General features: G+C 68.5%; 16 protein-coding genes. 11 read left to right on the forward strand and 5 right to left on the reverse strand.

The annotated features are described in order from the left end of the window. Window positions 1–18 precede the first annotated feature (18 nt). From ENSA5_RS18355 to ENSA5_RS18390, 8 genes are read left to right on the forward strand one after another with little or no spacing between them, the layout of a single operon-like run. Window positions 19–504 carry a DUF6484 domain-containing protein gene (locus tag ENSA5_RS18355; protein ID WP_106392980.1) on the forward strand — a complete coding sequence of 162 codons (486 nt, stop codon included), beginning with the start codon at window positions 19–21 and terminating at the stop codon, window positions 502–504. Between the two features lies 1 nt (window position 505). Next, window positions 506–1,783 carry a hypothetical protein gene (locus ENSA5_RS18360; protein WP_106392981.1) on the forward strand — a complete coding sequence of 426 codons (1,278 nt, stop codon included), beginning with the start codon at window positions 506–508 and terminating at the stop codon, window positions 1,781–1,783. Next, window positions 1,783–2,904 carry a DUF2169 family type VI secretion system accessory protein gene (locus tag ENSA5_RS18365; RefSeq protein WP_258182910.1) on the forward strand — a complete coding sequence of 374 codons (1,122 nt, stop codon included), beginning with the start codon at window positions 1,783–1,785 and terminating at the stop codon, window positions 2,902–2,904. The genes ENSA5_RS18360 and ENSA5_RS18365 overlap by 1 nt, the downstream gene beginning before the upstream one ends. Beyond that, window positions 2,901–3,986 carry a 3-oxoacyl-ACP synthase gene (locus ENSA5_RS18370; RefSeq protein WP_106392983.1) on the forward strand — a complete coding sequence of 362 codons (1,086 nt, stop codon included), beginning with the start codon at window positions 2,901–2,903 and terminating at the stop codon, window positions 3,984–3,986. The genes ENSA5_RS18365 and ENSA5_RS18370 overlap by 4 nt, the downstream gene beginning before the upstream one ends. After that, window positions 3,983–5,011 carry a DUF4150 domain-containing protein gene (locus tag ENSA5_RS18375; RefSeq protein ID WP_106392984.1) on the forward strand — a complete coding sequence of 343 codons (1,029 nt, stop codon included), beginning with the start codon at window positions 3,983–3,985 and terminating at the stop codon, window positions 5,009–5,011. The genes ENSA5_RS18370 and ENSA5_RS18375 overlap by 4 nt, the downstream gene beginning before the upstream one ends. 27 nt (window positions 5,012–5,038) lie before the next feature. Continuing rightward, window positions 5,039–5,785, forward strand: a complete 747-nt coding sequence (locus tag ENSA5_RS18380; RefSeq protein WP_106392985.1) for a hypothetical protein — start codon at window positions 5,039–5,041, stop codon at window positions 5,783–5,785. A 39-nt stretch (window positions 5,786–5,824) separates the two neighbouring features. Beyond that, window positions 5,825–6,823, forward strand: coding sequence for a carboxypeptidase-like regulatory domain-containing protein (locus ENSA5_RS18385; RefSeq protein WP_106392986.1), 999 nt, complete (start codon window positions 5,825–5,827; stop codon window positions 6,821–6,823). A gap of 12 nt (window positions 6,824–6,835) precedes the next feature. Next, window positions 6,836–9,160, forward strand: coding sequence for an N-acetylmuramoyl-L-alanine amidase (locus ENSA5_RS18390; protein ID WP_181197892.1), 2,325 nt, complete (start codon window positions 6,836–6,838; stop codon window positions 9,158–9,160). A 61-nt stretch (window positions 9,161–9,221) separates the two neighbouring features. On the opposite strand, the gene ENSA5_RS18395 is transcribed toward ENSA5_RS18390, so the two are convergent. Then, the gene (locus ENSA5_RS18395) at window positions 9,222–10,259 is read right to left on the reverse strand and encodes an SRPBCC family protein (protein ID WP_146155840.1); all 1,038 of its coding nucleotides are present in this window, start codon (window positions 10,257–10,259) and stop codon (window positions 9,222–9,224) included. 46 nt (window positions 10,260–10,305) lie between these two features. Further along, entirely contained in the window at window positions 10,306–11,670 is a 1,365-nt protein-coding gene (locus ENSA5_RS18400) for an FG-GAP repeat domain-containing protein (protein ID WP_146155841.1), read from the reverse strand. A gap of 115 nt (window positions 11,671–11,785) precedes the next feature. On the opposite strand from ENSA5_RS18400, the gene ENSA5_RS18405 reads away from it, so the two are divergent. Further along, window positions 11,786–12,754, forward strand: coding sequence for a PEGA domain-containing protein (locus ENSA5_RS18405; RefSeq protein ID WP_181197893.1), 969 nt, complete (start codon window positions 11,786–11,788; stop codon window positions 12,752–12,754). Window positions 12,755–12,826: 72 nt separating this feature from the next. Continuing rightward, on the forward strand, window positions 12,827–13,552 hold the full coding sequence (locus ENSA5_RS18410) for a YebC/PmpR family DNA-binding transcriptional regulator (RefSeq protein WP_106392991.1): 726 nt from the start codon (window positions 12,827–12,829) through the stop codon (window positions 13,550–13,552). Between the two features lie 240 nt (window positions 13,553–13,792). Here the strand turns inward: ENSA5_RS18410 and ENSA5_RS18415 are convergent, their stop codons facing one another. Next, the gene (locus tag ENSA5_RS18415; RefSeq protein ID WP_146155842.1) at window positions 13,793–14,584 is read right to left on the reverse strand and encodes a hypothetical protein; all 792 of its coding nucleotides are present in this window, start codon (window positions 14,582–14,584) and stop codon (window positions 13,793–13,795) included. Between the two features lie 124 nt (window positions 14,585–14,708). Next, complete coding sequence (locus tag ENSA5_RS18420; protein WP_146155843.1) at window positions 14,709–15,929, reverse strand: LysM peptidoglycan-binding domain-containing protein; 1,221 nt, start codon at window positions 15,927–15,929, stop codon at window positions 14,709–14,711. Between the two features lie 359 nt (window positions 15,930–16,288). Between ENSA5_RS18420 and ENSA5_RS18425 the strand changes: the two genes are divergently transcribed. Beyond that, the gene (locus ENSA5_RS18425) at window positions 16,289–18,301 is read left to right on the forward strand and encodes a hypothetical protein (RefSeq protein WP_146155844.1); all 2,013 of its coding nucleotides are present in this window, start codon (window positions 16,289–16,291) and stop codon (window positions 18,299–18,301) included. A gap of 15 nt (window positions 18,302–18,316) precedes the next feature. Here ENSA5_RS18425 and ENSA5_RS18430 read toward each other — a convergent pair whose 3' ends face one another. Continuing rightward, entirely contained in the window at window positions 18,317–19,987 is a 1,671-nt protein-coding gene (locus ENSA5_RS18430; RefSeq protein WP_181197894.1) for an acyl-CoA dehydrogenase family protein, read from the reverse strand. Between the last annotated feature and the right edge of the window lie 23 nt (window positions 19,988–20,010).

Raw genomic sequence — 20,010 nt, forward strand, 5'->3', positions numbered from 1 at the left:
CCAGGAAGCACAGCGACCATGCCCGACGGACTCCACCATCGAAGCCCCCTGCCCAAGCTCGACGACCGCGAGCGATGCGCGATCGCTGACGGCTTGATGCTCGCTACGATCGTCGCGAGCGACGGTGCCCGAGTCGAGCTGAGCTATCCAGGCATGCCCGGCCCGGCCACGGTCGAGGTCTCGACCACGCTCGCGCTGACGGCCGACGATGTCGGCGTCACTGTTGTCGTCGGCTTCCTCGACGGGCGCCGCGAGCGTCCGATCGTGCTCGGACGCCTGCGCGAGCCGCATCGCGCGGTTGAAGCGAAACTGCGCCCGGGCCATCGGGTGGTCGCTGACGGCGAGCGGGTTTACGTCGAGGCCGACAAGCAGCTGGTCCTGAGCTGCGGTGAGGCCAGCATCACGCTGCAGGCCGACGGACGCGTGCTCGTGCGCGGGACCTACGTCGAGACCCGGGCCAAGGGCGTCAACCGCATCCGCGGCGGGGCCGTGGCGATCAACTGAGATGCAGCGCTTCATCGGCATCGCGCCGCGGGTGGTCTCGCGGCGTACGAACGAGCGGATCCTCGACCGCCACGTCGACGAGATTGCGATGACTTGGTCGCAGCGTGATCGCGCCTGTCGCTCGCATCACTACCGCCTGCGCGAGCTGATCATGGTTGACGAGCGTGTCAGCGCCCACATCGAGGGGGGGAGGCTGGGCGGCGCTCGAGCGTGGCAGCTCGCGTTCGAGCGGATCGAGGCGGGTGAGCCTGGCACGATGTTCGCCGCGGCCGCGCTGGCGCTCGCGGGCAGCGAGGCGCGGTGGTTCGAGGAGCTCGGCCAACTCGCGCGCGCGCAGCCGGAGCTCGGGCGTGAGCTGGTGGCTGGGATCGCCTGGGCTCGACCCTCGGACGTGAGCTGGCGGCTCGCCGCGCTGGCCAGATCCGATCAGCGGCACGATCGTCGGCTCGCGGCGGCGGGCTTTGGGGTGAGCGGGATCATTCCCCCGCGCCCGCGCGAGTGGCTCGAGTCCGACGACCCCGAGCTCGTGCAGGAGACGCTGCGGATCGTCGGCGAGCGCGGCCTCGTCGAATTCGTTGACCACGTCAACGCGCGGCTCGACGACCCGGTGCTCGCTACGCGCTTTCATGCGGCGCGCTCGGCCCTGCTCCTCGACCGGCGTCACGCTGCGGTGTGGTCGGCCCTGGAGGCTTGTATGAGCGAGCCCCGCTACGCCCAAGCCGCGGTCCGCTGGTACCTGCGCCATCAGGACACCGAGGCCGGCGCGGCCTCCTATCGCATGTACCGAGAGCGGCCGCAGTTGACGAGCTTGGCGCTCCATGCAGCCATCGGCCACGGGCGGATCGGGGTCGTCGATGACCTCATCACCTTGATGCATGAGCCCGAGCACGCGCGCCTGGCCGGGATCGCCTTCAGCGTGATCGTTGGCGTTGACGTCGAGTACGCTGATCTCGACCTCGACGAGGACCAGGCCGAGCCCGAGGACGAGGACCCGGGTATCGACGAGATCGACGTCGAGCGCTTCGCCGATCCGCTGCCGCGCCCCGATCCCGAGGCCGTCCGGGTGTGGTGGGCAGCGCACGCGGGCGAGTTCGATCCCAACCAGCGCTACCTTCGGGGTCGAGCGATCGACGAGAGCTCGCTGCGTGAGACCCTGGTCGCGGGCACGCAGTTCGAGCGAATGCTCGCGGCCGAGGACCTGGCCGCGCTGCGGCGAGGGTCGCTCTACCTCACGCGCCAACCGGGCCAGCGCCAGGCACGAGATTGGCTGGGGTGGTGATGCTGTTCGAGAACAACACGACCTACGAGGCCGGCTGGACCCTCGCCTTCGCCCGGACCGGGCACGAGCAGCTGGTTGTCGTGGCCAAGGCCACCTACGAGCTGCCCTTGGCTGAGCCGAGCTGGGCCGAGCCCGCGCTGGCCGAGCAGCAAGTGCCCTTGCTCGACTCCGACGAGTTTGCCGGCGACCCCGAGACCACGGCGATGCGCTTTGAGAATGACTACGCGACCCACAAGCCCCGCTGCGACGTCGTCTTGCACGGCTCGGCCTATCCGCCCGACGGTCGCCCGACCCCGAGAGTGGAAGTCTCGATGCGCGTGGGCGCGTTGCACAAGCGCTTCGTCGTGACCGGTGATCGGGGTTGGGTTCGCGCGGCCGGGAGCTTTGTTCCGAGCCCGCCGACGATGTTCGCGCGCCAGCGCTTCTCCTACGACACGGCCTATGGCGGCACCGAGCTCGCGCCGCGCAACCCCGGGCGGGTCGCGACCTGTCTGGCCAATCCAGTGGGGCGTGGCTACGCGATCGCCGGGCTCGACGAGGACGTGTACCCCATGCCCAACACCGAAGAACTTGGTCGCCAAATCACCGCGCCGGGTCGTGACTACCGACCGATGGCGCTCGGGCCGATCGGGCGTCACTGGCAACCCCGTGTTCGCTACGGGGGCAGCTACGATGAGCAATGGTTGCAGGAGCGGGCCCCGTTTTGGCCCGACGATTTTGATTACCGCTACTTCCAGTGTGCGCCTCCGGATCAGCAGGTGCCCTATCCCGTGGGCGGCGAGCCCGTCGAACTGATCGGGCTGACACCCGCTGGGTCGCTGCGCATGCGACTGCCGAAGCTCGAGCTCCCGGTGCTGTTCGTGCCCCATGTCGGCGCGCCCGAGGAGGTCCGCGCCAAGGTCGACACGATCGTTCTCGAGCCCGACGCCGGCAGGATGACGCTGACCTGGCGCGTGACCAAGACGCTCGCGCGCGAGGTCTTCGAGCTTGCGAACACGGTGGTGGGCGGGCGTGGCGAGCGGTGGATGCGAGCGCAACGGGCTCGAGCCCGGGGCAAGACCTACTACCCGAGCCTCGGGGCTCTGGTCGCGGCGCGCAAGCGCGAGCGAGGTGGTGCGTGAGCGCCGGGCAGCTCGCCGTCTACGCCCAGGGCATGGTCACGGCCGTTGGCTTTGACGCGCCGACCAGCTGCGCGGCGATGCGCGGGGGACTCAGTGGACTGTACGAGGACAACCTCTGGGACATCCTGGTCGGCGAGTACCTCAGCGTGGGGCGGCCGCTCATGCACCAGTGGTGGGAAGGTCGGGACATGCTCGCCGAGCTGCTCGCGCCGCCGATCCTCGAGTGCGTCGACGCGCTCGCCTCGATCCCCGGCTGGGAGCACATCGATCCGCGGCAGGTGCCGATTGTGGTCATCGTCCCGCCCGAACACCGGCCGCATCGTTGGGAGCAACTCGACACGGCGCTGCTCGCCGATCTCGCGCACAAGCTCGGGCACCCGCTCGCGGTCTACAGCTCGACGATCGCGGGCGGCCGCGCGGGGATCGTCGCTGCGCTGGAGGTCGCCGCGCAGCTTTGTGGTCGCGCCGAGCTGCCCGTGTGCGTGATCGCGGGGGTCGAGAGCTTCATGCGTCAGCGCCTGGCCGTGCACTACCTGCGCCAGCGACGGATGAAGTCCGAGGTCAACAGCAACGGTTTTGTGGCTGGGGAGGCCGCGAGCGCGATCCTGGTTGGTCCTGCCCGCGCTGCCCGGGCGCCGCAGCTGTTGCTCACGGGCGTGGGCTGGGCCGAGGATCCCGCGGGCGCGGGGGACTCAACGGCGCACCCCGTGACCGGTCGGGGGCTGACGGCGGCGATTCGTCAGGCCCTCGCGCAGGCGGGCCATTCTTACGCGGCCCTCGACCTGCGCCTCTGCGACATCAACGGCGAGCACTGGAAATTCAAGGAGTCGGCCTTCGCCGAGGGGCGCCTCGACCGTGCGCGGCCCGAGGGCCTCCCGGCCCGGCGGCTCGGCTACTGCGACGTCTGGCACCCGATCGAGCTCATCGGTGAGGTCGGGGCCGCGGTCTTTCCGCTGTTGCTCGGTTGGCTGCGCGATGCCTACTGCAAGGGCTACGACCGCGGGCCACGAAGCCTCGTGTTTGCGATGGAGGACGCGGGGGAGCGTGCAGCCGTGACCTGTGAATTTTGGAGCCCAACATGACCGTCTACGCCAACAACCGAGAGATCGCCGCAAAAAAGTCGAGCAACAAGAGCGTGGTGTCGATGCCCGACGTGTGCTTGAGCCCGCCGCCTCCGCCGGTCGGGCCGATCCCGCTGCCCTATCCGCTGACGGCGCTGTCGAGCGACACGAACAAGGGGTGCAAGACGGTGTTGATCCTTGGCAAGCAGGTGATGCGGAAGAACAGCTCGGAGTACAAAAAGAGCACCGGGGACGAGCCGGCCACGAAGAGCCTCGGGATGGGCGTGGTCTCCCATGAGATCACGGGGCCGCTCAAATTCTCGGCATACTCGACGGATGTGTTCGCGGAGGGGGGGAATGTGTGTCGGCTGCTGGATCTGACGGGGGCGAACAACAACAACACGGTTAACACGACGGTGAGCCTCGGTAAATTCCTGGCCGTGTCTGCGGAGCGGACGAGCTGTGAAGCGCTGCATCAGCAAAATACGGGAGATCGAGAGAGGCTGGGGAAGGTGGATACCACGCAAATTGAGAAATACGTCCAGACCGCGACGACGACTCACTTCAAGCTCGATCTCAACGGTGTGTCGTATTTCGGAAAATCTCGCAGCAGGGAGATTCCCCAAAAGTATGACAACGGGTATACGAAGCCGCTGACGGGCACGAGCTCCGAGCGGCGGGGAGGGCAGGGGGAGGGCTATCTTCCAAAAGAATCCGATATTTGTGGGGGTGGCAAGCATACGTATTCGAACACACAGAGCAACGTTACGCCGGATACGGCGCATACGGAGTCTCGGATCCTCGAGGAGCTGTGGGCCTCGCGGGAGTTCAGGGACGCGGCAAGCATGGTGGCCATGGGGGGCGGGCCAAAGCCCCGAGTCACGATGGCGATTGACTGGCCCAAACCTCGTGACCCGGATGACGTGAATTCTCCCTGTGAGGACTGTAGGAGGCTGATCTGCGCTGCGTCCAGCTGTATTGATGTCGTCATTTGCGACGCCAAGCGTGGCAAGGAGACCGAAGGCCAGTCCTACTGCGACAAGTGACCCGGGGACCTCCTCGACGGGTCGCCCGTGGAGTTCGATGACATGTTTCACGTCCTCAAACCGGCTCTCAACTCCAATTCCTGCGTACCTACTCTCCACTTCGAGTGGGACGAGTGGCGTGTGCATCGCTACTATGTTCCGTTCGAGGGCGAGGCCTTCGCGCGCCTGGGTCAACTCACGGGCCGCGCCAACGCGGCGCTCGCCTACGCATCTGGCGAGTGGATCCTCCACCGCTTCGCCGCCGTCAACCACGACGAGACGCCTCGGCTCTACCTCGAGGCTTGCTGGGCCGCGAACGTGCACTGGGCCTACTTCCCCTACGTCGAGATCGACGAGGACCGCTGGCGCGGCCCCGTGCGCGGCCCCTTGCTGATCATGATGGCGATCGCCGGTGACGCCTACTTCGGCCTCGACGACGACGCCGCGATCCAGGCTCGAAGCCTGTGGATGCGCAACCTCGCGCTGCACGTGTTGCCCGACTCTGGCGCCTACCTCGCGTGGTTCGACGCCAGCCTCGCGCGCCTCGAGCACCATCACCGCAAAGACCAGCACCCCGAGACCGAGGACATGCTCTCGCCCCTGCCCGAGGGCATGGGCGCACCCCCTCCCCGCGAGCTGTTCGACACGAGCCAACCCTACGAGCCCAGCCACGACGCCGAGCGTCTCGACGCCTACCTGCGCGGGCTCGACCCCGACGCCAGCCCCTTCTTGGCCGGCGCCGACGCGCTCGCAGGCCTGGACGCCTTCGTGGGTACGCCCTATCGCTACCGCTGAGGGCGAACACTCGCGTGGTCACCACGACCAAGGGCGTAGATGGCTGTCGACATCAGCTTTCGCCATGGCCTCGCGCGCTACCGGATCGTCGAGCGACGGAGCCTGGCGTCGAGCTCGCTCTCACCCGGGGTCGTGCTCGTGCGGCCGTCGATGGCCCGGTCTGTGCTTCGCGTCGCGCTGCGTGAACCTGAGCTGAAGATCCCGCTGCGCAGGCTCTACCTGCGCGAGTTCGGGTTGCGCTCGGACGTCGACGAGGACCAGCTGATCGAGGGCCTCATCGGTCAGGCCACGGAGCAGCTCGGTCACCTGGCGCTGCTCGCCGAGCGCCGCGCGACCTTCGGCGCCGGAGCTGGCGCTGGCGCTGGTGAGGTGAGCGTCGCCGAGCCCAGGTCGAGCGAGGCGCTCGTCGATCGCACCCACAGCCTCTCGCTCCAGGTGGTCCTCGATCACAGCGGCGAGCCAGTTGCTGGGGTGGCGCTCCGCGTCAGCTTGCCTGACGGCCGCGAGCAGCTCGGACACACCGACGCCAACGGCTCGATCGAGCTTCGCGGGCTCGAGCCTGGCGCCGGGGGAGCGGCGAGCGCCTCGAACCCCGTGGCGGCGCGCGCCTCCAACATCTGGCACGTCGTCGGGGTCAAGCCGGCGCCGATCGAGCCCGAGTGGGCAGGCTGGGCCGACGCACCTGCCCCCGAGCCGTTCGGAGGGACGCTCGCGGTCGTCGAGGATCACGCGGTCGCCGACGGCGAGACCCTCAGCGAGCTCGCGGGTACGGTCGGCGCGAGCACGCTCGAGCTGGCTCGCTTCAATTGGGGCAGCAGGAACCCCGCCCAGATCCAGCGTGACCTCCGCGAGCGTGTCGGCTGCACCAAACTCGCCGACGATGGCTCGGGCCACGTGTTTTGTGCGACCGACGAGCCGGGCCTCGTGCTGATCCCTCGAGCGTGGTCTGCCGCCGGGCTGGCGACCAATCAGGGCCATGTCATTCGCGTGCGCAGACCCTGGATCCCGCGCCTCCGCGACTGGGACTTCTCGATCTGAACGAGGTTGACTGTGACCGCGCGACCCACCACCGAGTACATCATTTGGCACACGGCGGCCCACCCCGGAAACCTGGACACGAGCGCGGCCCAGATCGACGGCTGGCACAAGCACAACGGGTGGTCGGGGATTGGCTATCACTACGTCGTCCGTCAGGGCGGGGCCGTCGAGAGCGGGCGGGCCGCGGGTGAGGTCGGGGCCCACGCCAAGGGGCTCAACGGCAAGAGCATCGGCATCTGCTTCTCGGGTGACGGTGACGAGGAGGACTTCACCGTCGCGCAGCGTGAGGCTGGGCTGGAGCTGACGCGGCGGCTCATGGACGAGTACGAGATCCCGGCCGAGAAGGTGCTCGGCCACCGGGAGATCAACACCCTCGTCGATCAGGGGGTGGTCGCGGCTGCCTACCGCACGAGCAAGTCGTGCCCCGGCGCCAAGGTCGACATGGACGACGTCCGTCGGCAATTGGCAGCCTGCCGCTTCGCGCTGCCCGTCGATCTCGGCCACGGGGTCGAGGTGACTGACGAGGCGCTCGCCGGCTACTACGATCACAGCGAGAAGCAGCACCCGGGCGGCTACTTCCCGCTCGGTGCCAACACCGTCTGGCACGGTGGTCTGCACCTGCGTGGTGAGCGAGGCGCGACCGTGATCGGCGCCTGCGCGGACGGAGAGCTGGTCGCCGCCCGCATGTTCGAGACCGACGCCGACGGCCAGGGCCACGGCCACTACGGCAGCGTCAACTTCATCCTCCTGCGCCACGTCGCCTCTGCGACGCAGCTGCGTCAGGCCAATCGCAAGCCGGTCGAGACCTATCGCGTCCGGATCTCCACGCTCAATTTCCGGCCGCAGCCCGGTCGCAGCGCGACACACGGTCACCTCCACGTCGGCGACTTGTTGCGGCGACGCGCCGGTGAACCTGACGTCGACAAGGGGGGATACGCTTGGATTCCGCTCGAGGTTGTTGGCTCGACGGACGCGACCTGGCTCGGCAAGCAGGGCTACGCGGCGTACGATCCAAGCTGGCTCGAGGCCGTCGGCGCCACGGACGAGCTCTTCGCCGACGGCAAGCCCTGGACCTGGTACTCGCTCTACATGCACCTCGATCCGCGGCCGCTCGCAAAGAGACATCCGGGCCTGGAGAGGCTTCGCTGGATCGCCGCGGGCCGCGAGGGCTTGGCCGAGGAGCTGGCCAAAGGCGGCGTGGTTCGGGTCAGCGACGAGACCGCCCCGGTCTCGGTCGAGGCGGGGGAGCCGCTGTGGCTGATGGGTGAGTACGGCTCGCCAAATTACCGCGCCGGCCTGATCCACTGGGAGGTGTTCGCAGGTGAGGCGCTGATGCCCAGCTGGGCTTGCGTCGAAGATACGGACGAGGACTACAATATGGATGCGGCCCAGATTCTCGAGCTCGTCGAGCAAGACTGGTTCGGCTCCGACGCGATCCTCACGCACGACGAGATCCGGGAGTTCTACGCCAACAACGCGCGCGCGAAGGAGCTGCGGCGCTACGGGTGCCGCTTCGTCAGTGAGTGGGGCATCAACCTCGACAAGGCGATCGCCGCTTTGCGAAGGCAGGCCGTGTGGTGGCGAACCGCCAGCTTGAAACAGCGCATCTCTCCGCTGTTGTGGTGGGACGAAGCTGTGGCCGCCGGGGTCGAGCTTCCCGAGGATCGCAAGGTCTGGCACTACAACCCCGTCGAGTTCGTCAGCGTGATGGGTGGAACGCGGCCCGTGACCGCCGCGGAGGCAGCTGCGCCCGCTCCTGACTCCGAGTGCGTGGTGCTGGTCGTGCGCGATGGTTCGTCGGTGCCTCATTTTTGTCAGGGCGACCAGGCTTGGGGCGCGCGGACCCTCGGCTCGAGCTCGTCGATCGAGGCCAAGGGCTGCGCGATCACGGCGGTCGCGATGGTGCTCGCCTACTATGGACGCGACATCAACCCGAAGCAGCTCGACGAGCATCTCGACGCCAAGGGGGGCTACATGGGTAACGCGGTCTACTGGGCCAAAGCCCTCTCGGCCGGAGCCTCTGCGGATCTGCCCACGCTGACCGTGACCACGGCCAAGATGACCAACAGGAGCCAGTTCGCGTCGACGATCAACGCACGAATCGACGCCAACATGCCGACGATTGCTGAGGTCGACTACGGCAAGGACAGCGACAGCGCCGGCGATCACTTTGTCGTCATCGTTGGTCGCAACGAAGCTGGGCAATTCATCATGAACGACCCCGGCACCCGCGCCGGCAACGGGGCCGCGAATCCGTCGGCCGCCAACGTGATCGAGACGACCACGCGCGACGGCGGCATGACCATCGTGAGGTTGATGTTGTTCGACGTGAGCTGAAGGGGCGACCGAGAGCTCCCCCCACTGGAGACGATAGAGACCATCGTCGATGTCGAGGCGATCAGTCCAGCGCGGCAAAGGCCTCGAGCGCCCGCGCGAGCGCTCGCTCGTCGAGCCGACCGAGCTGGTGGGCGAGGCTCTGGCCGAGGGTCGGGAAGTCGAGCTCGACGCCACGCTCGCCCCGATCCGCCGCCGCGACGGCGTCGTGCGGGCCCTCGAAGGTCTCGTCGAAGACCGCCCGATGGATGAGCCCGACCAGGTCGTCCAGATCGATGAAGCCCGAGCTGGCGACGTGCTGCTCGAGCCGCCGACGCGCGCCGCGAACGAGGGGATGCCGCGCGCTGACGACCACGCCAGTTTGGAGGGTGACCACGCGCCTGCCTGCGCCGCGGACTTGGGTCAGCGCCGCGGCGGCCTCGCGCGTGGACGAGGCGACGATGACGATGACCGCGGGCAGCGTCGCGGATCGGGCCTCACACGCGCGGGCGAGCGCTTCGGAGGCCCCGCCGATGTGGACGGTCGCCTCGGCGCCTCCAGCCTCGCGCAGCTCGTTGCCGCCGGTGGTCCAAAACGCCGCGAGCTGCTCGGCGAGCAGGCCGCGGGTGCCGGTGATCCGCAGCGATTTGGGCGCGCGCCCGCGGACACGGGCGTGCCGACGCAGATCGATCGCCGTCCGCAGGTGTCGCTGACGAAACATTCGCTCGAGCATCGCCTCGACCGCCGCGCCCGCGAGCGGCCAGCTCAGACGGTGCAGCGGCAGGCGCAGCTCGACCTGGTCGCGCAGCGTCGACCCGCCGCCGGGGGCGTCGTCGAAGCGATGGACGTGGCGCCAGCTAGCGAAGGGGCTGCGCTCGGCGACATCCACGAACTGCCGCCCGGCCTCGAACTCGCAGTGCCGCGCGACCCAGTTGACGTGCAAGGGCCCCTGATGAACGCGAAAGTGGAGCCGATCACCGTCTTCGATGGTCCCGCGCCGCGCGACGATCGACATGCGCTCCCAGGTCGGCGCCAGCCGCTCGAAGGCCCCGGGCCGCGCGTGCCAGGCGAACAGCTCGGCGCGGGCGAGCGGAACGGTCAAGCTGCGCTCGAAGCGATGCACGCTCGCAGCGTGACACGCCCACGCGCCGATGCACGGGCAGCGGCTGTCAGGGACTGGAGATCATCGCGCGCAACCCGTGGCCACCGACGATGATGTCGTCGACGCTGTCGTCGTTGAGATCGGCGGCGATGATCACCGACAGGCCCGCGAAGCCATTGAACCACACCAGGGTCTGCGCGGTGAATTGACCCGGCGTGTCGGGGCTGTTGCGCAGAGCCAGCACGCTCTGGTCGTCGAAGTTGATGACGACGAGATCGGTGACTCCGTCGCTGTCGAGATCGCTTGCGACCGCCCCGACGGGCTTGTCGCCCACGGACAGGGCGACGCCCGGCGCGAGCAGGCCCCCGGCGCCGTCGCTCGGGATCACGTGGAGGCTGTCGGTGTTCTCGAGCACCGCGGCGAGGTCGAGGTGGCCGTCGAGGTCGAAGTCGGCGAGGACGGCGGAGCGAGGCATGCCGGGGACCTCGTAGACCAGGGGCGCGGCGAACTGCCCCGGCCCGTTGTCGTGGAGGATCGTGATCCGCTGGCCGCTGTGATTGGCGACCGCGAGATCGAGCGCGCCGCCGGGGTCGGCGAGCCCGAGCTCGAGCTCGACGGGCTCGTCGCCGCCGGCCGCGAAGGCGGTCGGCAGACCGAAGCCGCCGCCGCCGTCGCCGAGCAGCACGGCGACGCTGTTGGCCGCGGTCAGGGCGACGACGGCGTCGAGCGAGGCCCCGGCGTCGAGCTTGGCGAGCCGTACTCGCTGAGGTTGATCGCCGACGACGAAGCCGACCGGGGGCGCAAAATTTCCTCCGCCGAGGGATCGATACACGAACAATGTGTCGCTCTGGCTGTTGGTGACGACGAGATCGGCGAGGCCATCGCCGTTGAGGTCGCCGGCCGCGGCGCCGCGGAAGTCGCCGGTGCCCTCGGGCAGATCCGACTCGAGGGGGAACTCGCCCGTTCCGTCACCGAACAACACGAGGACGTCGTCCTTGCGACCGACGCCGAGATCCATGTGGCCGTCGCCGTCAAAGTCGGCGGCCGCGAGCGCCTCGACGGCAAAGGTTGCGAGGAGATCGGAGTACTTGAAGCACAGCTCGCCTGGATCGACGCTCCCGTCCCCGCAGCTTGGGTCGGGGTCGGGGCCGGTATCGGTGTCGCCCGTGTCGGAGCTGTCGCCGGTGTCGGAGCTGTCGCCTGTGTCGGAGGAGTCCGAGCCGTCGGAGGAGTCCGAGCCGTCCGAGGTGTCAGAAGTATCGGAGGAGTCCGAGGCTCCGGACGTGGCAGTGCCCGAACTCTCGGTTTCGTCCATGGTGTGCTCGCCGTCGCCGTTTTCGCTGGTGGCGAACGACTGGTCATTGAGCCCGAGGTAGTCGGGGTTGGGGCCATGGCACGCGCTGGCCAGTGAAAGGATGAATCCACCACACACGAATGCTCGCGCAAAATATAACGATGCGTTTGAACGACTTTGCATGCGAACCTTCAACTGCTCTTTTTCCTTAGCATGCTACCTTGACCCCGTGTCTGGATGGATACGCGCAACGATGTGCGTCGCACTTGGGCTCGGGTCGCAGCTCGCGGCGGGCCAGGCGCTCGCGGCGGGACCGGCCGAGGCCACGCCGATCGGGATCGCACCGATCAACTACAGCGGTGACCTGCCCTCGCACATGCAGTCCGACATCGAGGCGGCCGTCGCCGAGGCGATTGAGCGGATCGATCGTCGGGCCGTATTCCTCGACCCTGAGTGCCAGACGAGTCGCTGTGGCGCGGACGTCGACCACGTGCTCGTGCTGAGCGTGGGCGTCGACGAGCGTGACTATCAGATCGACGTCGAGGTCTACTCGACCCGAGATGACCGCCAACTCGCCGAGGCCTCGGAGCTGTGTGACATGTGCGGGCACAGCGAGGTGCTCGAGACGATCGAGGCCCAGGTCACAACCTTGCGTGCGGCGCTCGAGCGCGACGAGGCCGCGCCGCAGGTCCGGGTCGAGGGCTCGCCGCCCGGCGCGACAGTGATCCTCGACGGTCAGCAAGTCGGCCAGGCCCCGCTGACAGCCGAGGTCACGCCCGGCGTCCACGAGCTCGAGCTCCGGGCGCCCGAACGCAACGCGCAGATCTACAAGTGGGAGGCGACCCTCGGCGTCGAGGAGGTCTTCGTCTACGAGCTGTCCGAGGCCCAGGCCCAGCGCAGGGGCGGACGCGGGCTCTCGATCGCCGGGTGGGTCAGCTTCGGGCTCGGGCTCGCGGGCGTCGGCGCGGGCGTGGCCTTGGTCGTGATCGACGGCCGCGACTACGGCCCGACCTGTAGTCTCGAGGTCCGCGATGTGAACGGCGCGTGCCCCAACATCTACAAGACCGCGCGCGCGGGCTTCGTCGGCCTCGGCCTCGGCGGCGTCGCGCTGGCGGCCGGGACCGGGTTGGTCATCGAGGCCAGGCGCAAGCGCAAGCGCCAGGCCTCCGCTGCGGTGGCGCGCCTGCAGCCGAGCCTCGGAGGCTTCACGCTGCAGTTTTGAGCGTCCGATCGCCGGGTCTGGCCGCCGCCCGGGCTGTGGTGTAAAAGCCCGCAGGAGCCACCGGACAGCGATATGGGTCGTACCTTCGAGAATCGAAAGCTGGCGATGATGAAGCGCGGGGACCGCGACGCGAAGGCGTTCACCCGCGCGGGCCGACAGATCAGCATGGCGGTGAAGTCCGGCGGTGCCGACCCCGACGGCAACCCGGGCCTGCGCCGCGCGATCCAAAACGCGCGCGCCGTAAACATGCCCAAGGACAAGATCCAAGGCGCGATCGACAAGGCCGCCGGGCTCGGCGACGTCGACGGGTACGAGACCGTGTTCTACGAGGGCTACGGGCCCCACGGGATCGCGATGATGGTCGAGACCGCGACCGACAACCCGACCCGGACCGTGGCCAACCTCCGCTTCGCTTTCAAGAAGGGCAGCGGCAACCTCGGCAACTCGGGCAGCGTCGCGTTCATGTTCGATCAGCTCGGGGTGTTCCGCCTCGACCCCGAGGGCCTCGACCGCGACGAGCTCGAGCTCGAGCTGATCGACCACGGCCTCGAGCAGCTCGACGACGGCATCAACGACGACGGCGACCCGGTCCTGATCTTGCGCTGCGCGCGTGAGGACTTCGGCAACCTCCAGTCCGGACTCGAGGCCAAGAAGATCGCGGTCGCGTCATCGGGCTTCGAGTGGGTGCCGAAGACGACGACCGAGCTCTCGGACGAGGACACCGACGAGGTCCTCGAGCTGATCGACCGGCTCGAGCAAGACGACGACGTCCAGGTCGTGTTTCACAACCTCGGCTAGAACGGGTTGTCTATGACCCCCACAAGCGTCAGCGACTTTGCCACGCACGGCCGCAAGCGGCCGGTCGGTCGGTCGCTGCGCTCCCTCCCTCGGTGGGCTGGCGTTAGCTTCGCAATGGTCTGCGTGGCCCCCTAGAAGGGGGCGGGTTGGCTATGACCCCCGTAGGCGTCAGCGACTTTTACGCATGGTCGCAAGCGGCCGGTTGGAGGGGCTTTGACGCAGTGTAGCTTTCAGTGCCGCTCACGGGGTCTCGATCACGGTTTGTAGCTCGATCAAGCCGGCGGCCTCGAGGCGCTGCTCGACGTTGGCCGGGAACACGGCGTACTTGTAGAAGTCGTGTAGATCTCGGATCGAGAGCGCGCGGGTGGTCTTGTTTGGTCGGCCCAGGTCGAGGGTCACCTGCTGGCCCATGACCCCGATCAGCAGGCGCAGCATCTCGACCCGGCTCATGACTCGGCCCACGCCCTTCCACTGGTAGGGGGAATTGTCGGCGTTGTGGGCGAGGATCGCCCGAAGCGCGCGCCTGTCGACGTAGAGCGTGGCGGCGGGCTCGGAGTGCAAGAAGCCGTTGTTGATCATGGCCCCTTTGAGCGAGGGCCAGATCGACCAGACATACTCGTTGAACGCGTGCTGCTCGAACTGTTCGTCGCTGAGGATCCCGGTGTTGACCTCGCGCTTGAGCTGGATGATGAGACCGGAGTTGACGGCGTCGTCGTCGAAGCTACCTCTGAGCAGGTTGGTGAGCGCCGAGTGGAGCGGGCCCGAGGCATAGGCGATCAACTGGAGCGGCCCCGGGGGGACACCCAGGGCCTTCGCCCAGCGCGCCAACGCGTGCTTGTCGGTCGCGGGCAACGCCTTGTGACCATAGACGAGCTCGGTCCGCGACGCGTCGACCATTGGACATCGAATTCGACCGGTCCGGAGGTGAACCCCGCGGGCCTCGAGCTTCATGGCCCGGGCGATGCGAAAGGCAATCGAGACCTCGCGATAGCCGTGGTAGTTTGTCTCTATCTGGCGCGGTGTCATCGGCATGTGCTCGCTCTCCATTGTTGGCGACGCCAATGAAAGAGGATATGCGACATGTCGGTCACAGACCAATCGCCAGACTCGCCCCGCAAAGATATCCGCTCATCGGCGCGCGGGCCGATCGCCGCCGCTACTTCGGGGGCGGGCGCCAGGGCCTGCGCGTGCGGCAGCCGGGCTCATTGTCGCCGCATTTCATGCGGACGTGAATGTGGCCATCGTGGCCCTTGGAGTGACGCACGATCTTCTTGCCCTTGGTGCCCGAGCGCAGCGGCCAGGTGATGATCTCGTCGAGCTCCTCGGCGCTGACGCCCATCGACATCGCGGCGTAGTAGAGGTGGCGCTGGAGGTCGTGATCCAAGAAGATCATCGAGACCTCGCCGGTCGCGAGGAAGGCGTCGATCAGGGCCCAGGTCGCGCGCCAGTCGATCTGCTCGGGCGGCGGGTCGATCATCGTGTTGAACCACGGCAGCATCGGCACGCGAATGTCGACGTCGCGGCCCGACTGGTGCGAGCGGTGCGGAGGAAAGCGGCGCCCGTGAGGCCGGCTGATCGAGCCGACGAAGATCTCGCCCGCGTAGCCCGTGTCGCGGCGAAAGTTGGCGAACGCGGTCACGATGACCTCGATCGCGTGGCTGCTGCCGTGGGCGATGCGATCGAAGCGGCGGGTGTAGAGCTGGGGGATCTCGGGTAGCTGGCAGGGCTCGCCCTTGATCCGGCCGCGGTTGGGGTGGCCGTGGCTGAGCGCGCCCTGGGGGATGTCGAGCCACGCGGGGTCGATCTCGGGCCCGGGGAAGCGGTTGACGGTCCACGGGATCGCCGGGTCGACCCACACGAGCAGCTCGCGCTCGGGGGCGAGCTCGTCGAGGCTGTCGGCGTTGGCGGCGTTGTTGTAGGACTTGAGATCGCGGACGTCGACGCGGTGGTCGACGGCCACGCTCTCCCAGGTGTCGCCTTCACGGGCCACGTAGGTGATCGGCTCGCGCGGGGGCGGGACGCGGGTCGCCTTGAGCCGCAGCTCGACGCCCTCGCGGAGGAATTTTCGCTTCCGCGCGAGGGTCTTGGGGTTCCACTGGCGCAGCATCTTCGCGTCGGTGCCGTAGCGCGCGGCGAGGTCAGCCTTGGTCTCGCGGGGGCCGGTGGTGTGGCGGATCCAGCGGGGGCGGTCGAGGTGCTCGGTCTGATCGCCCCGCCAGTAGCGCTGCCAGGCCGGGACCTCGACGGGCTCGGCCGCGATCGCGGGCAGCCAGGTGGCCTGGACGTACTCGTTGGGGTCGGCGCCCGCGGGCAGCTCGAGCATCGCGCTCGGCTCGAGCGCGAGGGAAGAAGCGAGCAATAGCGCGATCGCCGACATCCGCAGCACAGTAACGCTAGCAAGGGATCAGCTCGCTGCCCACACATAATCCGCGGCCGCCGTCGTCGGCGCGCCGAACAGGTCATCGCGCCCATGAACTCGGCGAAGTGATGGCGATGACGATGGCGATGGCGATGACGATGACGAAGTGGCCCTGTGCGCCACGAGCCAGACCTCGGCTCGCAGCGCTGACCGAGACAAAGGTAGATCATGGGCGCCAGCGAGAAGAGCCTTGCGCGTAAACCCCGGGGGCCTCGCCGGTCCGCCGCCTGAAGGTGAGTCGAATGTGGCGGGCTCGGAGTCGCTCATGACGAGCGCGAGGCCAGCGAAGCCAGGTCAGGTGTGCGATGCTCCGCCCGATGACCTCTCTTGCGTTGCCTCGGACCTTGACCCTCGCGACTGCGCTGCTCCTGCTCGCTTGCACCGACGACCTCAGCACCGACGCAGCCGACGACCTCAGCGAGACCGGCGAGACCGACGAGACCGACGAGACTGGCGACGAGGACGGCGACAGCACCGAGGTCGATCCCGAGGTCGTGTGGCCGATCCTCGACTGCGATCCCTTGGTCCCGGACTACTGCGGCTTCCCCTATCCGAACAACGTGTTCTCAATCGACGATCCCGACTCGCCGACCGGTCGGAGGCTCGCGTTCACCGAGGCGCTGGTGCCCGCGGGCGCGGGCTACCAGCCCGACCCCGACGTGTGGCTCGACAGCGACGGGTTCTCGCCCGCGGGCTCGATGTTGGCCTACTTCCCCGGCGTGTCGGTCGAGGGCCTGCCCTCGCCGACCACGATCGAGGCCTCGCTCGCCGCCGACTCGCCGACGATCCTGCTAAACGCCGACAGCGGGGCCCGCGTGCCGCACTGGGCCGAGCTCGACATGTCGCACGGCGACGACGGGCGGCGGGCGTTCATCATCCGCCCGGCGGTCCGGCTCGAGCCCGAGACCCGCTACATCGTGGCGGTCCGCGGCCTCGTCGATCAAGGCGGCGCGGCGATCGAGGCGAGCCCGGGCTTCGCCGCGCTGCGCGACATCAGCCCGAGCGAAGACCCCTCGATCGAGGCCCGGCGGGGGCTCTACGCCGACATCTTCTTGCGCCTCGGCGACGCGGGGATCGGCCGCGACGACCTCCAGCTGGCGTGGGACTTCACGACCGCGAGCGACGCCAACCTCACCGAGCGCCTGGTCCACATCCGCGACGAGGGCCTCGCGCTGTTCGACGAGGACCCGCAGTTCAGCATCGTCGAGGTCGAGCTCGACCCCGGGCCGGGCCTCGCGATGCGGGTCACGGGTGAGCTGCAGGTCCCGCTCTACCTCGACGATCCCGGGCCGGCCGGGCGCATGACCTTTGGCGCCGACGGCCTGCCCGAGCCGAACGGGACGACCACCTATCCCTTCATGGTCCTGATCCCGACCGAGGCCTTCAGCGAGCCGGCCGGGCTCATGCAATTTGGCCACGGCCTGTTCGGCTCCTACGAGGGCGTCGACGACTCGCTGCTGACGGGCCTCGCCGTCGACTACAACTTCGTGGTGTTCGCAACCTCGTGGCTCGGCATGTCCAACCAAGATCTGGCTCAGATCGTGTCGGTGCTGCAGACCGCCCGGCTCGACGACTTCGCGACGATCGCCGATCGCCTCAGTCAGGGGGTGTTCAACGGCCTCGCGGCCATGCGGATGATGCGAGGGTCATTTGCGAATGCGCCCGAGATCGTCGGGCCAAACATGGAGCCGCTGCTGATCGACGCCGATCGCAGCTACTTCTTCGGGGCCAGCCTCGGCGGGATCATGGGCTCGACCTACATGGCCTTGACGACCGACGTCGAGCGCGGGGCGCTCGGGGTTCCGGGGCAGCCCTACGGCCTGTTGCTCAACCGCAGCGAGGCCTTCGTCGAGCTCGGGACGCTGTCGAACCAGGCCTACGACGACAAGCTCGATCTGCGCTTCTCGCTCGAGATGATGCAGCTCCTGTGGGATCGCGCCGAGCCGAGCGGGTTCTCGCGCCACGTGGTCCACGACCCGCTCCCGGGCACCAGCCCCCACGAGGTCATCGTCCTCGCCGCGCTCGGCGATCACCTGGTCACCAACTTTGGCACCCACGTCATGGCCCGTGAGCTCGGGATCCCGCAGCTCGAGCCGATCGTCCGCCCGGTGTTTGGGATCGACGAGGTCGCGCAGCCCTACGCGGGCTCGGCCTTGATCGAGTACGACTTCGGCCTCCCGCCGATCCCGCTGACCAACGTGCCGATGACGGCCGGCAGCGATCCCCACGGCGCCCTGGCCGACGTGCCCAACGCGCTCTACACGGTCGAGCAGTTCCTGCGGACGGGCGTGGTCGAGAGCTTCTGCAACGGGGTCTGCGATCCGAGCTGACCTCGTTGAGGCTTGTCAGGCCCGATCCTGCGGCCGGCCGCGCTCGATCAGCGCGTCGAGGTCGACCCCCGCAGGCAGGGTGCCGTAGCAGCGCCCCTCGTCGCCGAGCCGCCCGGCACAAAAGGCGTCCGCGACGAAGCTCGGCCCATGCCGGACCAGGAGCGAGCCTTGCAGCGCGAGCCCGAGCAGCTCGCAGACCCGCCGCGCGTCGCCTTGAGCGATCGGCTTGGTCAGGCGGTCGGCGAGGGTCTCGACGAAGGCGTCAAAGCGGCGATCCCCCCCGACGCCAGCCCGAATCTCGCCGACCAGGGCCTCGACACAGGCCGGCTCGCGGCCCATCGCCCGCAAGACATCGAGGCAGATCACGTTGCCCGATCCTTCCCAGATGCTGTTGAGCGGCGACTGGCGAAACAGTCGCGGCATCACGCTCTCCTCGATGAAGCCGGCCCCGCCGTGGCACTCCATGGCCTCGTAGACCAGCTCGGGCAGGCGCTTGTTGAGCCAGTACTTGGTCACCGGGGTCGCGAGGCGCGCGAGCAGCCGCGCGGGCTCGGGGTCCTGACCCGCGCTGTCGTCGAAGCTCCGAGCGATGCGCATGGCCAGCGCGGTCGCGGCCTCGCTCTCGAGCACGAGGTCGGCGAGCACGGCCCGCATCAGCGGCTGCTCGATCAAGACCTTGCCAAACGCGCTGCGGTGCGCGGTGTGCCAGCACGCGTTGGCGACCGCCTGACGCATCATCGCCGCGGGTGACACGATGCAGTCGAGGCGCGTGTGCTGGACCATCTCGATGATCGTCCGGACCCCGCGGCCCTCCTCGCCGACCATCCGCGCGAAGGTTCCGGCGTACTCGATCTCGCTCGACGCGTTGGCGTGGTCGCCGAGCTTGTCCTTGAGCCGCTGGATGAAGAAGGGGTTGCGGGTCTTGTCGGGCCGCCAGCGCGGGACCAAAAAGCAGCTGAGCCCGCCGGGCGCCTGCGCGAGGGTCAAGAACGCGTCGGACATCGGCGCCGAGCAAAACCACTTGTGGCCGACGAGCTCGTACGAGGCCCCGGGCCCGCCGTCGCCGAGCGGGTGGGCGAGGGTGGTGTTGGCGCGGACGTCGGAGCCGCCCTGCTTCTCGGTCATGGCCATGCCCATCGTCACGCCCGACTTTTGCTCGCTCGGGCAAGAGCGCGGGTCGTAGGTCTGGGCGGTGAGCTTGGGCTCCCACTCCTGCGCGAGCTCGGGCTGGTGGCGCAGGGCCGGGACCACGGCGTAGGTCATCGACAGCGGGCAGCACACGCCGGGCTCGGCCTGGGCCATCAGGTACTCGAACGCCGCGTGGGCCACGTGGCCGCCGCGCTCGGCCGTCCACGCCACGCTGTGCATCCCGGCCTCGACCGCGAGGGTCATGAGCGCGTGGTAGCTCGGGTGATAGCGGACCTCGTCGATCCGCTGGCCGTAGCGATCGAAGGTCAGCAGCTGCGGGCGCTCGCGGTTGGCCTCGAAGCCCCACTCGATGACCTCGGCCGAGCCGACGCGGGCGCCGAAGGCCTGGAGTCGATCGGCGGCCCAGGCTCCGCCTTCGCGCTCGGTCGCGTCGCGTAGGGCAGCGTCGCTCGACCACAGGTTGACGCCCTCGAACGCGGGCGCTTGGTTGGTGACCGCGTGGGTCGGGAGCTCGGTCATGGGGCTCAGGTGGGCCACGGCGCCATTGTACGTCGCGGCCG

It is taken from the genome of Enhygromyxa salina (assembly GCF_002994615.1).
Taxonomy (GTDB): domain Bacteria; phylum Myxococcota_A; class Polyangia; order Nannocystales; family Nannocystaceae; genus Plesiocystis; species Plesiocystis salina_A.

Bases quoted from the DNA above. Each gene is read 5' to 3' on its own strand.
- ENSA5_RS18360 (WP_106392981.1), top strand. From the start codon at position 506: ATGCAGCGCTTCATCGGCATCGCGCCGCGGGTGGTCTCGCGGCGTACG.
- ENSA5_RS18415 (WP_146155842.1), bottom strand. From the start codon at position 14,584: ATGCCGATGACACCGCGCCAGATAGAGACAAACTACCACGGCTATCGC.
- ENSA5_RS18405 (WP_181197893.1), top strand. From the start codon at position 11,786: ATGTGCGTCGCACTTGGGCTCGGGTCGCAGCTCGCGGCGGGCCAGGCG.
- ENSA5_RS18365 (WP_258182910.1), top strand. From the start codon at position 1,783: ATGCTGTTCGAGAACAACACGACCTACGAGGCCGGCTGGACCCTCGCC.
- ENSA5_RS18385 (WP_106392986.1), top strand. From the start codon at position 5,825: ATGGCTGTCGACATCAGCTTTCGCCATGGCCTCGCGCGCTACCGGATC.
- ENSA5_RS18420 (WP_146155843.1), bottom strand. From the start codon at position 15,929: ATGTCGGCGATCGCGCTATTGCTCGCTTCTTCCCTCGCGCTCGAGCCG.
- ENSA5_RS18375 (WP_106392984.1), top strand. From the start codon at position 3,983: ATGACCGTCTACGCCAACAACCGAGAGATCGCCGCAAAAAAGTCGAGC.
- ENSA5_RS18425 (WP_146155844.1), top strand. From the start codon at position 16,289: ATGACCTCTCTTGCGTTGCCTCGGACCTTGACCCTCGCGACTGCGCTG.
- ENSA5_RS18355 (WP_106392980.1), top strand. From the start codon at position 19: ATGCCCGACGGACTCCACCATCGAAGCCCCCTGCCCAAGCTCGACGAC.
- ENSA5_RS18410 (WP_106392991.1), top strand. From the start codon at position 12,827: ATGGGTCGTACCTTCGAGAATCGAAAGCTGGCGATGATGAAGCGCGGG.